Annotated in this window: 9 protein-coding genes; 7 read left to right on the plus strand and 2 right to left on the minus strand. The window is 72.2% G+C overall.

Features of this window, described 5'->3' with window-relative positions; genetic code table 11:
• The first annotated feature begins 17 nt into the window (after window positions 1–17).
• Together HAV39_RS16660 and HAV39_RS16665 are read left to right on the plus strand one after the other, a co-directional pair.
• The gene (locus HAV39_RS16660; RefSeq protein WP_191840130.1) at window positions 18–551 is read left to right on the plus strand and encodes a hypothetical protein; all 534 of its coding nucleotides are present in this window, start codon (window positions 18–20) and stop codon (window positions 549–551) included.
• Window positions 542–1,315, plus strand: a complete 774-nt coding sequence (locus tag HAV39_RS16665) for a hypothetical protein (protein ID WP_239120660.1) — start codon at window positions 542–544, stop codon at window positions 1,313–1,315. The genes HAV39_RS16660 and HAV39_RS16665 overlap by 10 nt, the downstream gene beginning before the upstream one ends.
• Here HAV39_RS16665 and HAV39_RS16670 read toward each other — a convergent pair.
• Together HAV39_RS16670 and HAV39_RS16675 are read right to left on the minus strand one after the other, a co-directional pair.
• Entirely contained in the window at window positions 1,264–1,935 is a 672-nt protein-coding gene (locus HAV39_RS16670) for a M15 family metallopeptidase (RefSeq protein WP_120317885.1), read from the minus strand. The genes HAV39_RS16665 and HAV39_RS16670 overlap by 52 nt on opposite strands.
• A 186-nt stretch (window positions 1,936–2,121) precedes the next feature.
• The gene (locus HAV39_RS16675; protein WP_191840131.1) at window positions 2,122–5,148 is read right to left on the minus strand and encodes an AfsR/SARP family transcriptional regulator; all 3,027 of its coding nucleotides are present in this window, start codon (window positions 5,146–5,148) and stop codon (window positions 2,122–2,124) included.
• 249 nt (window positions 5,149–5,397) lie between these two features.
• Here HAV39_RS16675 and HAV39_RS16680 point away from each other — a divergent pair, with 249 nt between their 5' ends.
• The 5 genes from HAV39_RS16680 to HAV39_RS16700 all read left to right on the plus strand — a co-directional run bounded on the left by HAV39_RS16680 (window position 5,398) and on the right by HAV39_RS16700 (window position 14,682).
• On the plus strand, window positions 5,398–9,174 hold the full coding sequence (locus HAV39_RS16680) for a S8 family serine peptidase (RefSeq protein ID WP_191840132.1): 3,777 nt from the start codon (window positions 5,398–5,400) through the stop codon (window positions 9,172–9,174).
• A 116-nt stretch (window positions 9,175–9,290) separates the two neighbouring features.
• Window positions 9,291–10,307: a helix-turn-helix domain-containing protein gene (locus HAV39_RS16685; RefSeq protein ID WP_239120661.1), complete on the plus strand. Its 1,017-nt coding sequence runs from the start codon at window positions 9,291–9,293 to the stop codon at window positions 10,305–10,307.
• 1 nt (window position 10,308) lies between these two features.
• Window positions 10,309–10,800 carry a hypothetical protein gene (locus HAV39_RS16690; RefSeq protein ID WP_191840133.1) on the plus strand — a complete coding sequence of 164 codons (492 nt, stop codon included), beginning with the start codon at window positions 10,309–10,311 and terminating at the stop codon, window positions 10,798–10,800.
• 293 nt (window positions 10,801–11,093) lie between these two features.
• The gene (topA, locus tag HAV39_RS16695; RefSeq protein WP_191840134.1) at window positions 11,094–13,946 is read left to right on the plus strand and encodes a type I DNA topoisomerase; all 2,853 of its coding nucleotides are present in this window, start codon (window positions 11,094–11,096) and stop codon (window positions 13,944–13,946) included.
• 106 nt (window positions 13,947–14,052) lie between these two features.
• Entirely contained in the window at window positions 14,053–14,682 is a 630-nt protein-coding gene (locus HAV39_RS16700; RefSeq protein ID WP_191840135.1) for a TetR/AcrR family transcriptional regulator, read from the plus strand.
• The last annotated feature ends 51 nt before the right edge of the window (window positions 14,683–14,733 follow it).

Consider the following 14,733-nt stretch of genomic DNA (forward strand, 5'->3'; position numbering starts at 1 on the left):
GCGCTAGGCTGCACATCATGCGTAGGCCCCGCGCTGGTTTCTTGCCGCTGCTGGTTGTGGTGGTGGCGGTGTCGGGTGGGTGCGTGGCCGACGGGCCACCGCCGAGGGTGTGGGCTGCTTCGGTGTGCGGGGCGCTCAACCCGTGGCGGGAGGAGATCGCCACGTTGACGACGCGGGCGCAGCAGCAGACGCCCACCTCGACCACGCCCCAGCAGGCCAAGGAGAACCTGGTCCGCATGCTGGAGGGGGCCAGGGACGCCAGCGAGAAGGCCCGCGGCCGCATCGCCGACGCCGGGGTGCCCGAGGTGGACGGCGGGGACGCCATCGCCGACGGGGTGACCGCGTCACTGGCGAAGGTGCGTGACGCCTACGGCCGCGCCGGCGAGGCGCTGCGCGGGCTGTCCACCGACGACGCCGCCGCCTTCTACACGAGTGTCAGCACGGTCATGACGACCCTGCAGCAGGAGTACGACGCCAGCGCGCTGGACACCAGCGAGCTGCGCTCCACCGAGCTGCAACAGGCTTTCGGCGAGGTGCCGGAGTGTCTCTGAACCGCCAGCTCGCCATGTTCTCCGCCGAGTCTGCCCGCCCCTCGGCGTACGACCTCGCGGGTCTGCTCATCGGGCCGGGCCAGGTGACCCGGATGGGCGGCACGGCCCGGGTGTCGGTGGTGGTCGACGCGGCCTGGCGGGTGCACGCGCTGGCGGCCGAGTTCACCGCGCGCGGGCTGGAGACCAGCTGGGAGCCGGCCGCGATCGACGGCCACTTCGGGGTGCGCACCGCCTACACCGGGATGCTGGCGCCGCTGGCCGAGGCGTGGCTGCGGGGTTCCGGCAAGCGCCCGCCCGCCGGGTTCGCGCTGGACGGCGCACGGCTGCGGCTGTGGTTCGCGGCAGCGGGCTCGGTCGATCCGGAGGGCGACGGCGCGGTGCTGCGGCTGGGCGGCAACGACGAGCACTGCGCGGCCCCGGCCCTGCGCGCCTTCACCGCCCTGGCCTGCATGGCCGAGCTGGGCCGGGGGCCGGTGCTGCGGATCGCCGGGCGGCGCCGGGTGGCCCGCCTCGGTGAGTTGGTCGGTGAGCGCCCGGCCATGGCCCCGCTGGGCGCGTGGCCGGGCGACCAGTCGGCCGGCGAGGACAGCGGAGCCGAGGCGGGCAGCTCGGAGCAGGCCGAACCACGTCCGGTGCGCACGGTGCGGGGGCCGCGCATGCGCCCGGCCGCGGTGGCCCCGGGCCAGCTGGACACCGGCCAGGTCGAACCGGATCAGGCCGGCACGGCTCCGGTCGGGACGGGCAGCGACTTCACCGGGCCGTAGCGGGCCGTCGGCGCGCCGGTGACGTGCGCCCAGTACCGGTCGCCGTAGGACCAGTGCCACCACTCGGTCGGGTAGTTCACCATGCCGACCGAGGTCAGCGCGTCGCACAGGTAGCGCCGGTTGCGGGCGGCCTCGGCGGAGACGTTCTCCGAGTCGGTGTGGCAGGCCTCGCTGTCGGTGTCGTTGACCTGGGTGCCCATCCACAGCTCGCTGCCGTCGGTGGTGCACAGCGTCAGGTCCACCGCGGCGCCCGCGACGTGCGGGGCGACCTCGGGCGGGGAGATGTACCGGCTGGCCCGGCGGTGGTACCAGGCCTCGTCGTGGCCGGGCTGGATGCCGCGCAGCCGCTGCTTGTGCGATTCGAAGTACTCCTGCTGCAGCGTGAGCGGGCGGTAGCACTCGACGATCAGCAGCCGCATCCCCGCGGGCAGCAGCGTCTGGGCGGTGACCAGCCGGTCCACCACGCTCAGGCGCACGTGGGCGAAGGCACCGTCGCCGTCGGCCAGGCGTGGATCGATCCGCAGCGCGCCGACGCCGCGCAGATCGACCAGGCACTCGTCGCACTCGGCCACCGGCGTCTCCACGACCGCCGTGTCCGACAGGAGCACCATCTCCGCCATGACATCCCTCCCCGCGCAGGCCCGTCCCCGGTGCGCGCCCGACGGGTCCCCCACCTGCCCGGTCGCGAAAGAACGCCGGGACGGGTGGCTCGCCCCGTGCCGAGCCACCCGTACCTCCGACGGGAGTGACACTCGCAGGTGGCGCTGGAACTTTTCTGTAATAGACGGCCGTCGTGCCCGGCCGGGTCAGCGGTCGCCGTCGAGTTCGCGGATCTCGCGGGCGCCGTGGTCGTGGAACACCCGACGGGCACTCGCCCGTGCCGAGTGCGCGCCGGCCGTGTCGCCGCGGGCCGCCAGCAGCCGGGACCGGTCCAGGTCCAGGCGGGCCTGCCAGACCGGCACGTCCATGGACTGCCAGATGTCGCGCGCGGCGTCGAAGCAGGCCTCGGCGAGGTCGAGCCGGTGCGCGGCGAGATGGAGCTGGCCCAGCACGCGCAGCGTCGCACCCTGGCCCCAGCGGTCGCCCATGGTGTGGCTGACCGACAGCGCCCACTCGAGCCGGGGCAGCGCCTCGCCGTGGTGCCCGAGGCGCATGCGCGCCTTGGCCAGCGCGCGCACCGCGTACGCCTCCATCAGCTCGTCGCCGAGTTCGTGGAAGATCTCGGCGGACTCGGCGCAGCGCCGCTCGGCGGCGGCCCACTCGTCCCGGGCCCGGTGGTAGAGACCCAGCGTGCGCAGGGTGTGCCCTTCGCCGAGCCGGCTGCCGGCCCGCCGGTACGCGGCCAGCGACTCGGTCAGGTCGGTCAGCGCCCCGGTGTAGTCGCCCAGCTCCAGCCGGACCGAGCCGGCGATGCGCCGGGAGTAGCCGATGCCGATGTCGTCGCGGGCGTCGTGCAGCAGCGCCGCGGCCTGGTCGAGGAAGTGCACGCCCTCGGCGAAGCGGCCCGGCTCGCGGCAGGCGATGCCCAGCCCGGCGAGCGCGGTGGCCTGGCCGGGGACGTCGTTCAGCTCGCGGAACAGGCTCAGCGCGGCCCGGAACTGCCGCCGCGCCTCGGTGTAGTGGTCCTGGTCGTAACGCAGCTGTCCGAGCTCGGTGAGGATCACCGCCTCGTCGTGCGGCTTGCCCGCGCGGCGGGCCGCGGTCAGCGCCGCCTCGATCACCCGGGTGCGCGCCGCGAACCGGTTGGCGCCCATGAACGCCGACGCGTTGCGCGCCGAGGCGAACTCGAAGACCAGGTCGTACAGGCCGAGCGCGAGCGCCCGCTCCACCCCCGAGGCCAGCGCGGACTGTTCGGCCTCGAACCAGTCCCAGGGGTCGGCGATGACCAGCGCGGTCAGCTCCTCCGACACGTCGTGCGGGCTGAACGGCCGCCGCCACCGGATCTCGGCCGGCGGCGAGTCGACCGCGGCGCGGTGGATCAGGGCCAGCCAGCCGCGCAGCGCCCGGGCCACCGCGGCGGCGAGATCCTCGGCGGGCTCCTCCAGCGCGGCGCACTCGCGGGCGTACAGCCGGATCAGGTCGTGCAGGCGGTAGCGCAGCCCGCCCATCCGGTCCACCCCGACGAACTCCACCAGCTGCGCGTCGACCAGCTGCTCGACGAGTTCTTCGGCCGCGGCCGGCGACGTCTCGACCAGCCAGGACACCACCCAGGGCGAGAAGTCGGGCACGCCGAACCAGCCCAGCCGGCGCAGCGTGGTGCGCCCGTCGGGGTCCAGCGCCCGGTAGCTCAGCTCGATGCTGCTGCGCACGCCGACGTCGCCGGCGGACAGGTGGTTGAGCCGGCGGCTCTCGTCGGCGAGCCGGTCGGCCAGCGGCTTGAGCGGCAACGCCCGCCGCCCGGCCAGCCGCGCGCTGACGATGCGCAGCGCCAGCGGCAGGTTGCCGCAGTACTCGACGATCCGCCGGGCCGCGTCGACGTCCTCGTCGACCCGGGATTCCCCGGCGAGCCGTCGCAGCAGCAGCAGCGCCTCGTCGGGCTCCAGCACGCGCAGGTCGGTCAGCGTGGTGCCGGACAGCCCGGCCAGACGGTCGCGGCTGGTGATCACGACGGCGTTGCCGGCCCCGCCCGGCAGCAGCGGCCGCACCTGCTGCTCGGACGCGGCGTCGTCGAGCACGACCAGCATGCGGCGCTGCGCGAGCAGCGTGCGGTAGAGGTCGGCCCGCTCGCCGAGGCCCTCGGGCAGCTGGGCCTGCTCGACGCCGAGCGCGCGCAGGAACCGGGACAGCACCTCGCCCGGCTCGGCCGGGGCGTCGCTCATGCCGCGCAGTTCCGCGTAGAGCTGGCCGTCCGGGAAGTGCTCGGCCGACCGGTGCGCGACCGCGGTGGCCAGCGTGGACTTGCCGGTGCCGCCCGGGCCGGCGACGACCTGCACGGCCGGGGGTCCGCCCGCGGGCAGCAGGGCCTGCGCCAGCGACTCGATCTCGGCGGCGCGGCCGGTGAAGTCGGCCGGCACCGGCGGCAACTGGGCCGGCACCGGGTGCACCGTGCCCGGTCCGGCCAGCTCCGGCGAGTGCGAGGCGACGGCCAGCTGCTCGGTCTCGCCGCGCAGGATCGCGTGGTGCAGCGCGTTGAGCTCGGGGCCGGGCTCCACGCCCAGCTCGCCGATGAGCACGTCGCGGCCCTCGCGATAGCAGGCCAGCGCCTCGGCCTGGCGGCCCAGCCGGTACAGCACCGTCATCAGCTGCCCGCGCAGCCGCTCGTTGGTCGGCTGGCGTCCCACCCGGACGGTCAGCTCGGCGACCAGGTCGCCCCACTGGCCGGCCGCGATCTCGGCGGCGATGCGCTCCTCGACGGCCGCGGCCCGCAGCTCGTCCAGGCGGGACGCCTGCACGGCGAGCTCGGTCGCGTCCAGGCCGGACAGCGCGGGGCCCTGCCAGAGGGCGTCCGCCTGGCGCAGCAGGTCCGCCGCGGCGGACTGGTCGCCCGCGGCCGCCGCCGCCCGTCCCGACGCCAGCAGGCGGGTGAACACCTCGACGTCGAGCAGCTGCGGGTCGATCCGGATGACGTAGCCGGGCGCGACGGTGGCGATGAGGTCACCGGCGCCGTACCGGGCGAACGTGCGGCGCAGCGTGGAGACATAGGTCTGGATCAGCGCGCGGGCCGTGTCCGGCGGGTCCTCGCCCCACAGGACGTCCACCAGCCGGTTGGCCGAGACGACGCGGCCGTGTTCCAGCAGCAGGGTCGCCAGCAGCGCCTTCGGTTTCGTGCCGCCGAGCGGCACGGCCTCGCCTGCGGCGTGGGCCGAGACGGGCCCGAGCAGCCGGAACTCCACCTCGCCACTCCTCCGCCGCGCAACTAGATCGTTCCAGCGTACGGCCGGACCGTGGCCCAGGACCACAGGCCGATGCCGCCTCGCAGGTCAGAGGCTAGCGCAACGAGAAGATGCCCAATTTGTCCAGGTGGCCCGGACACGCTGTCGAACACAGCTGCTCCGACCTGGCGGTTGGCGGACCTTCGCCATGGCGTAACCCCGCCATCGCCATCTATTCACTCCGTGACGGCGGGCCGGTAGACCGTTGTCATGTTCTCCCCCTCACAGTCTTCCGCCTTCTGGCGCAGGCGATGGCGGCTGCTCTCGGCGGCCACCGCGGTGCCGCTGCTGGCAGCGGGTATCACCGTGCTGCAGGTGCCCGCGCAGGCCGCACCGGGCAAGCCCTCCGTTCCCGCCAAGCCCTCGGCGACCCACAAGGTCACCCTGGTCACCGGCGACGTCGTCACGGTCACCACGATGGCCGACGGCAACCAGATCGCCGACGTGGACCGGCCGGACAACGCCGTCGGCGGCGTGAAAATGCAGAAGATCAAGGGTGACCTGTACGTCATCCCGGACGAGGCGGCGTCGCTGCTCGCCGCGAACAAACTCGACCGGCGGCTGTTCAACGTCACCGACCTGATCGAGATGGGCTACGACGACGCGAAGTCGTCGGGCGTGCCGCTGATCGCGACGTACACCGCGGCGCAGGCCCGGGCTGCCGTCGAGCCGAAGGCGCCCCGCGGCAGCAAGCTGACCCGCAAGCTCAAGGGCATCCGCGGTGCGGCGCTGACCGCGGACAAGAAGCAGACCCGCTCGTTCTGGACCACCGTCGCGCCACAGGGCAGCACGACGGCGCAGCCCGGCACGACGGCTCAGGGCAGCACCACGCTGGGCGAGGGTGTGGCCAAGCTGTGGCTCGACGGCCGCGTCGAGGTCAACCTGAAGGAGAGCGTGCCGCTGATCGGCGCGCCCGAGGCCTGGGCCGCCGGCTACACGGGCAAGGGGTCGAAGGTCGCCGTGCTCGACACCGGCGTCGACGCCGGCCACCCCGACCTGGCCGGGGTCATCGACGGCACGGCCAGCTTCGTGCCCGGCGAGTCGGCCACCGACGACGTCAACGGCCACGGCACCCACGTCGTCTCGACGATCGTCGGCACCGGCGCCGCCTCCGGCGGTGAGCTGAAGGGCGTCGCCCCCGACGCCGACATGATCGTCGGCAAGGTGCTCGGCGGCGTGGAGGGCTACGGCCAGGACTCCTGGATCATCGCGGGCATGGAGTGGGCCGTCCAGCAGGGCGCCGACGTCGTCAGCATGAGCCTCGGCGACACCTACCCGACGGACGGCAGCGACCCGATGTCGCAGGCGGTCGACGCGCTGTCCGCGCAGTACGGCGCACTGTTCGTCATCGCTGCCGGCAACGCTGGCCCGGAGAGCATCTCCACCCCGGGTGCGGCCGCCTCGGCGCTGACCGTGGCCGCCACCGACAAGCAGGACCAGCTGGCGTACTTCTCCAGCACCGGCCCGCTGGCGTACTCCGGCGGCATGAAGCCGGACATCGCGGCACCCGGGGTGGACATCACCGCGGCCCGCTCGCAGCAGATGACCGACGGCGGCGAGGGCCTCTACCGCACCATCAGCGGCACCTCGATGGCCACCCCGCACGTCGCGGGCGCGGCGGCGATCCTGGCCCAGCAGCACCCCGACTGGACCGGCGCGATGCTCAAGGAACACCTGATGAGCAGCGCGAAGGGCCTGGCCGACTACTACTCGCCGTACGAGGTCGGCACCGGCCGGCTCGACGTGGCCGCCGCGGTGCAGACCGGCGTGCGCGGCACCGGCTCGCTGTTCTTCGGCAACTACACCTGGCCGCACGACGCGAGCGACGTCGCGGTCACGAAGGACCTGACCTTCACCAACACCGGCTCCGCCGACGTCACGCTGAACCTGGCGCTGACCAACACGGGCGGCCCGTTCACCCTGGGCGCCACCTCGGTGACCATCCCGGCGGGCGCGAAGGCGACCGTCCCGGTGACCGGTGACCCGCAGGCCGCCGCCGCGGGCCAGCGGCACGTCGGCTACGTGATCGGCACCGACGCGACCACCGGCCGGCCGGTGACCCGCACCTCGGTCGCGCTGATCAAGGAGGACGAGCGTTACGACCTCACCGTCATGCTGATCGGACGCGACGGCAAGCCGGCCGCCGGCTACGTGGGCCTCGCCATGGCCGGGGACCAGTGGCCGTACTCGCTGTACGTCGAGGGCTCCGCCACGCTGCGGCTGCCCGCCGGCACGTACACCACCTCGTCGTATCTGGACGTCCCCGGTGAGTCTCCGGACCGCACCGGCGTCGCGACGCTGGTCGACCCGGAGACCGTGCTCGGCCAGGGCCCCGCCGAGGTGGTGCTGGACGCCAGCAAGGCGCGCCTGCTGCAGACCGACGCGCCGCAGCGCACCGAGGACCGGCAGCGCAAGGTGGACTTCAACGTCCACTTCACCGGCATGGACTCGTGGTACGACGTCCGCAGCGCGTTCCAGGTCCCGCCGATGTACGACGACCTCTACGTCTCGCCGACCGAGCCGATGACCAAGGGCGAGTTCGTGCTGACCACGCGCTGGCGCAAGGGCGAGCCGATGTTCAGCCTGAGCGCGCTCGGCGGGCTGCTGGACATCCCGACGTTCGTGCAGGGCGGTTCGAAACTCGACACCGGCACGGACCGCCTCGACGCCGTCTACGGCGGCAAGGGCTCCGTGGCCGACTTCAAGAAGGTCAACGCCAAGGGCAAGATCGCCGTGGTGGAGCGCAGCGACGAGGTCTCCGCGGCCGAGCGCGTCGCCAACGCGATCGCGGACGGGGCCAAGGCCGTCGTCATCGTCAACGACGGCCCCGGCACCCTGCTGGAGTACGTCGGCGAGTCCACCGTTCCGGTCACCTCCGTGCACCGGGACCTGGGCAAGCTGCTGATCGGCATGGCGAAGCTGGGCGTGTTCACCTTCACCGCCACGCGCGTGGAGTACACCGGCTTCGTCTACGACCTGTCCCGCGACTACCGCGGCCAGGTGCCGAACAAGCCGCTGGTCTACCAGCCGAGCCAGCGGGACCTCGCCAAGATCGACGCCCGGTGGTACAACGCCGGCGCGCCGGCCGACGCCTCGGGCTACCGCTACGACCTGACGCTGAGCCCGTCACTCGGCTTCCACGAGCGTGAGTGGCACCCCGGCACCCGCACCGAGTGGGTCACCCCGGACCAGGTCTGGGTCGAGTCGCACGCGCAGTACCTCGCCAGCCCGCTGCCGTGGGAGATGGTGTCCGGCGTCAACACGTACGCCAAGGGCAGCACCACCCGGACGGACTGGTTCGCCCCGGCGACCCGGCCCGGGTTCAGCGACTCGTTCGGCGTGTACAACTCGCGCGCGCAGAACTACATGACCTGGAACGTGCAGCCGTGGAGCTCGCAGAGTGACACCATGCGGCTGGGCGGCTACCTGCCGTGGGGCGAGTCCCCGACCCACCTGCAGGTGTTCCAGGGCGACACGCTGATCCACGACAACGCGTTCAGCGCGGACATGCAGTGGAAGGAAGTGCCGGCAGGCAACCTGCCCTACCGCGCCGTGCTCGACGCGGAGCGGCCCGCCGACCAGTTCCGGCTGTCCACCCGGACGCACAGCGAGTGGACGTTCATGTCCGACACCGTCGACTCGGACTGGTTCCAGCCGTTCTCGGTGCTGAACATGGACTACCTGCTGGAGACCGACCTGCACGGTGACGTGAAGGCCGGCGACCGGCAGCAGATCCGCCTGCACCCGGTGTCGATGGACCTGGGCACCGTGCCCGGCAAGGTCACCAAGGTGACCCTGGACGTCTCCTCCGACGACGGCAAGACCTGGCAGAAGGTCAGCCTGGCCAAGGGCGCCGACGGCTACTGGTCGGGTTCGTTCAAGGCGAGCGGCAAGGCCGGCGGCTTCCTGTCGATCCGCGGCAGCGCGGCGACCGACGCCGGGTTCAGCGTGAAGCACGACATCATCCGGGCCTACGGCCTGCGATGACGCACAGTGTCGGGCCCCGGGGAGGCGACTCCCCGGGGCCCTTCCCGTCACCTGGCCCGCGAACAGGGGCTATTCAAGATCTGCCGGTATGGCGCATACTCTCCCCGCCGCTGCTGATGGAGAGGGGCAGGTCGCCGATGCTCGGTGCGCTGGGACTCGAACCCGACGAGGAGTTCGTCTACCGCGCGCTGCTCGCCCGGCCGAGCGCCACCGCCATGCTGCTGGCCGACCTGCTGGAGCGCCCCGAGGCCGAGGTGGAGCGAGTCCTCTCCCGACTGGTGGAGTGGGGTCTGGCGATCCGCTCCGGCGGCGAGGCGTTCGCGGCCGCCCCGCCGGCGATGGCGCTGGGCGCACTGATCACCGAGCGCCGCGACGGCCTGCGCATCGCCGAGCAGGCGCTGATCAGCCTCGCCGAGGAGCACCGGGCGGCGGTCGCCGGGCGCAGCATCAGCGAGCTGATCGAGGTGGTCTCCGGCGTGGACGCCATCCGGCACCGGTTCCAGCAGGTGCAGCAGGCGGCCCGCCACGAGATCCGCAACTTCGTGACCTCGCCCTACATCGCGGTGCCGCCGGGCTCCAACGCCCAGGAGGACGCCGCGGCCGCGCGCGGGGTGCGCTTCCGGGTGGTCCTGGAGCGGTCGGTGCTGGCCGAGCCCGGCATCGTCGACGAGGTGGTCGACTCGCTGCAGCGCGGCGTGCAGCTGCGGGTGGCCGACCAGCTGCCGATGAAGCTCATCCTCGCCGACGGCGACCTCGCCCTGGTGCCGGTCACGGCCCCGCTCGCGAGCCCGCCGGGCAGCGAACCGGGCGCGGTGCTGCTGCATCGCAGCGGCCTGCTGGCCGCGCTGGAGGCGCTGTTCGAGACGGTGTGGCAGCGCGCCTACCCGCTGGAGCTGTCCGGTTTCGGCTCGGGCGGGTTACCGTACGTCGAGCTGGACGCCGACGAGCCCACCGAGCTGGACCGCCGGATCCTGTCGCTGCTGCTGTCCGGCCTCACCGACCAGGCCGTGGCCACGCAGCTCGACCTGTCGCTGCGCACCCTGCAGCGCCGGCTGCGCCACCTGATGGACCTGGCCGGCGTGGAGACCCGCATGCAGCTGGGTTGGCACGCCGCCCGACACGAATGGGCCTGAGTTGAAGCGACCGCTGCTGTTCCTGCTCGCTGCCGCACTGCTGGCGACGTCGGCGGCCGGTTGCGGCGACGGGGACGACGCGATGCCGCTGCGGCCGGGCGAGACGCTGACGGTCGACGCCGATCGGCTGGTCCGGCAGCTCATGGAGATCGACTTCAAGGACCGCACGGCGCCGGACGGCGTCGCCGTGACGTGCAGCGTGCGCTCGTTCGGTGCGGCGCCCGAGGGGGCGAGCAATGTCGGGCAGCTCACCACGATCTGGGCGAAGACCGTCTGCGGCGCGCCCGGGCCGGACGGGATGCTCGGCATGTCGATGGTGCCAGTCAAGATCACATTAGCCGGGCAGCCCGAGTTGTTCATGCCGCGCGATGGCGCGCAGTACAGCGATGACCTGGCGAAACTCTTCCCCGACCTCGGTGTCGACCTGGCCGGGGAGTGGCCGGAGTTCCCCGCGATGCGGGCGGAGCTGGAGACGCGCGCGAGCGGGCGCTGAGCCCGGCTCACACCGGTCGGGACGGTTGCACCCGGGAATCCCCCTTGTCCGTATTGTGGCGGGGAGTATGGTGTCTGCGGTCACAGGAATGTGCCCGTACGTCGATGGGGTGCGCAACCCTCGGCGCACACTGAGCGTTACCTTGGACATCCGCGGACCGTGTCGCTCCCGCGACGCCCACCGCACCGACCGCTGCGTAACCTCAGAACGAGCCACCTCAGACCCGAGCCACCTCAGACCGGCCGCCATCATTCTGGCGGCGCCAGCCACCCGGACCACTGCGGAGAAGAAACGTGCCGACAGCTTCCAGGAACCGTCTCGTCATCGTCGAGTCTCCGGCGAAGGCGAAGACGATCTCGGGGTACCTCGGCCCGGGTTACGTCGTCGAGGCGAGCCTCGGGCACATCCGCGACCTGCCAGCCGGCGCGAAGCAGATGCCGGAGAAGTACAAGAAGGAACCGTGGGCCTACCTCGGCGTCGACGTCGACAACGGCTTCGCCCCGGTATATATCGTCAACCCGGACCGGGCGAAGCACGTCACGCGCCTGAAGGCGCTGATGAAGGACGCCGACGAAGTCCTGCTGGCCACAGATGAGGACCGCGAGGGCGAGGCGATCGCCTGGCACCTGGTGGAGACCCTCAAGCCCAAGGTCCCCGTCAAGCGCATGGTCTTCCACGAGATCACCAAGCCGGCCATCCAGGCCGCCGTGGCCAACCCGCGCGACATCGACCGCGACCTGGTCGACGCGCAGGAGACCCGGCGCATCCTGGACCGGCTCTACGGCTACGACGTCTCCGCCGTGCTGTGGAAGAAGGTGCAGCGCGGCCTGTCCGCGGGCCGGGTGCAGTCGGTCGCCACGCGCATCGTCGTCGAGCGCGAGAAGCAGCGCATGGCGTTCCGCGCCGCCGACTACTGGGACATCACCGCCACCCTCGCCGTCGAGAAGGCGAGCGAGACCGGCCCGCGCACCTTCACCGCGACCCTGATCGCGCTGGACGGCGACCGCATCGCCACCGGCAAGGACTTCGAGCCGACCACCGGCCGGCTGCGTCCCGGCTCCGGTGTGGTGCAGCTCGACGGCGACGGGGCGCGCGGCCTGGCCGCCCGGCTCGACGACCGGCCGTTCACCGTCACCAAGGTCGAGGAGAAGCCGTACCGGCGCAAGCCGTACGCGCCGTTCATCACCTCGACGCTGCAGCAGGAGGCGGCCCGCAAGCTGCGCTTCTCCTCGGCGGCCACGATGCGCACCGCGCAGCGGCTGTACGAGAACGGCTACATCACCTATATGCGTACCGACTCGGTGAACCTCTCCGAGTCCGCGATCGCCGCCGCCCGCACCCAGATCGCCGAGCTGTACGGCTCCGGCGCGGTGCCGCCGCAGCCCCGCCGCTACACCGGCAAGGTGAAGAACGCGCAGGAGGCGCACGAGGCGATCCGCCCCGCGGGCGACACCTTCCGCACCCCGGGCGCGGTCCGCAACGAGCTGTCCACCGAGGAGTACCGGCTCTACGAGCTGATCTGGCAGCGCACCATCGCCTCGCAGATGTCCGACGCGGTCGGCATGACGGTGAGCGTGCGCATCCGTGCCACGACGGCGCAGAACGAGGAGGCCGACTTCGCGGCCAGCGGCCGGACCATCACCGACCCCGGCTTCCTGCGGGCCTACGTGGAGTCGTCCGACGACGAGTCCGCCGAGGCCGACGACGCCGAGCGCAAGCTGCCGGTGCTGGTCAAGGACCAGAAGCTGACCGAGGAGGGCCTGGAGGCGGTGGGCCACACCACCCAGCCGCCCGCCCGCTACACCGAGGCCTCGCTGGTCAAGGCCCTCGAAGAGCTGGGCATCGGCCGCCCGTCGACGTACTCGTCGATCATGCAGACGATCCAGGACCGCGGCTACGTCATCAAGCGGGGCCAGGCGCTGATCCCGACCTTCGTCGCGTTCGCGGTGATCGGGCTGCTGGAGCAGCACTACCCGCGGCTGGTCGACTACGGCTTCACCGCGGCGATGGAGGACCAGCTCGACCAGATCGCCGGCGGCGACGCCACCGCGCTGGAGTTCCTGACCTCCTTCTACTTCGGCTCGCCGACCGCGGAGGTGGGCTCCGTGGCGCAGGCCGGGGGCCTGAAGAAGCTGGTCACCGAGCACCTCGGCGAGATCGACGCGCGCAGCATCAACTCGATCAAGCTGTTCACCGACGAGCAGGGCCGCGACGTGGTGGTCCGGGTCGGTAAGTACGGCCCCTACCTGCAGCGCGGCGTGGTCGCCCCGACCGGCGGCGGGCAGGCCGAGGGCAGCCCGGAGGCGGAGGCCGCCGAGACCGCGGCCGAGAGCAAGGGCGTGTCGGTCCCCGAGGGACTGGCGCCCGACGAGCTGACCCCGGAGAAGGTCGACGAGCTGTTCCTCGGCGGCGGCAGCGGCGAGCGCAAGCTCGGCGAGCACCCGGAGACCGGCGAGCCGGTCGTGCTGAAGTCCGGCCGGTACGGCCCGTACGTGTCCAGCGGTGAGACGAACTCGTCCCTGCTGAAGACGCACGTGCCCGATGAGCTGACGCTGGCGGAGGCGCTGCGGCTGCTGTCGCTGCCGCGGCTGGTCGGCAAGGACGCCGAGGGCCAGGAGATCTTCGCCAAGAACGGCCGGTACGGCCCGTACATCGAGCGCGAGGGCGACTCCCGGTCGCTGGAGAACGAGGAGCAGCTCTTCACGGTCACCCTGGAGCAGGCGCTGACCCTGCTGGCCGCCCCGAAGCAGCGGGGCCGCCGCGCGGCGCAGCCCCCGCTGCGGGAGATGGGCGTCGACCCGCTCACCGACAAGCCGCTGGTCATCAAGGACGGCCGGTTCGGCCCGTACGTCACCGACGGGGAGTCCAACGCCTCGCTGCGGCGCGGGCAGACCCCGGAGGGCCTGACCATCGAGCAGGCCAGCGAGATGCTGTCGGAGAAGCGGGCCAAGGGCCCGGCCCCGAAGAAAACTCCGGCCAAGAAGGCGCCCGCCAAGAAGGCGACGGCGGCCAAGGCGACGAAGGCCACAAAGGCTGGAGCTGCGAAGAAGGCCACCACGGCCAAGGCCGCGACCGCGAAGAAGGCCGCCACGGGCGCTACCAAGAGCGTGCCAAAGAAGGCTGCCGCGAAGAAGACAGCAAGCTGACCGCTTACCGACCCTGCCCAGGGTCGTTGACCCTGGGTAGGGTGTCGATGCGAGCGTGGCGACCGGTTCGGTTCCCGGAACGTACGCCGCGGTGAGGAGCGGATCAGTGTCCACACCAGCTGTCAGTGCCGGGCCGTTGCGCCGGGTGCCGGTACAGGGGCGCAGTGTCGCGCGGGTGCAGCGCATGCTCGACGCGTGCGCCGAGTTGATCGACGAAGTCGGCTACGACGGGCTCAGCACCACGCTGCTGGCCGAGCGGGCCGGCGTCGCGATCGGGTCGGTCTATCAGTTCTTCCCGGACAAGCGGGCCATCGTGCAGGCGCTGACCCTGCGCAACGTCGAGGCCTACCTGGAGCGGCTGGCCGAGCGGATCCCCGCCGGCGAGCTCGCGCACTGGTGGGACGGCGTCGACGGGGCCATCGAGGAGTACATCGAGCTGCACCGCAGCGTGCCGGGCTTCCGCACGCTGCACTTCGGCGACGTGGTGGACGTGCACCTGATCGACCCGGAGCGCGACAACAACGCGGTCATCGCCGATCATCTGGCCGACCTGCTCATCCGCTTCCACCACGCGCCGGACTCGCGTGAGCTGCGTTTCGCGTTGACCGTCTCGGTCGAGGCCGCCGACGCGTTGATCAAGCTCGCGTTCCGCCGTCACCCGGACGGCGACGCCGCCGTGCTGGCAGAATCGAAGCGGCTGGTACGCGGATACCTCCAGACCTTCGCGCTGGCCTGACGACAGGCAGGGGCCGTACCACTCCCTCGTTTTTGTGGCAAGTCTTCAGGG

Origin of the sequence: Catellatospora chokoriensis, assembly GCF_011297315.1 — a bacterium.
Lineage (GTDB): Bacteria > Actinomycetota > Actinomycetes > Mycobacteriales > Micromonosporaceae > Catellatospora > Catellatospora citrea.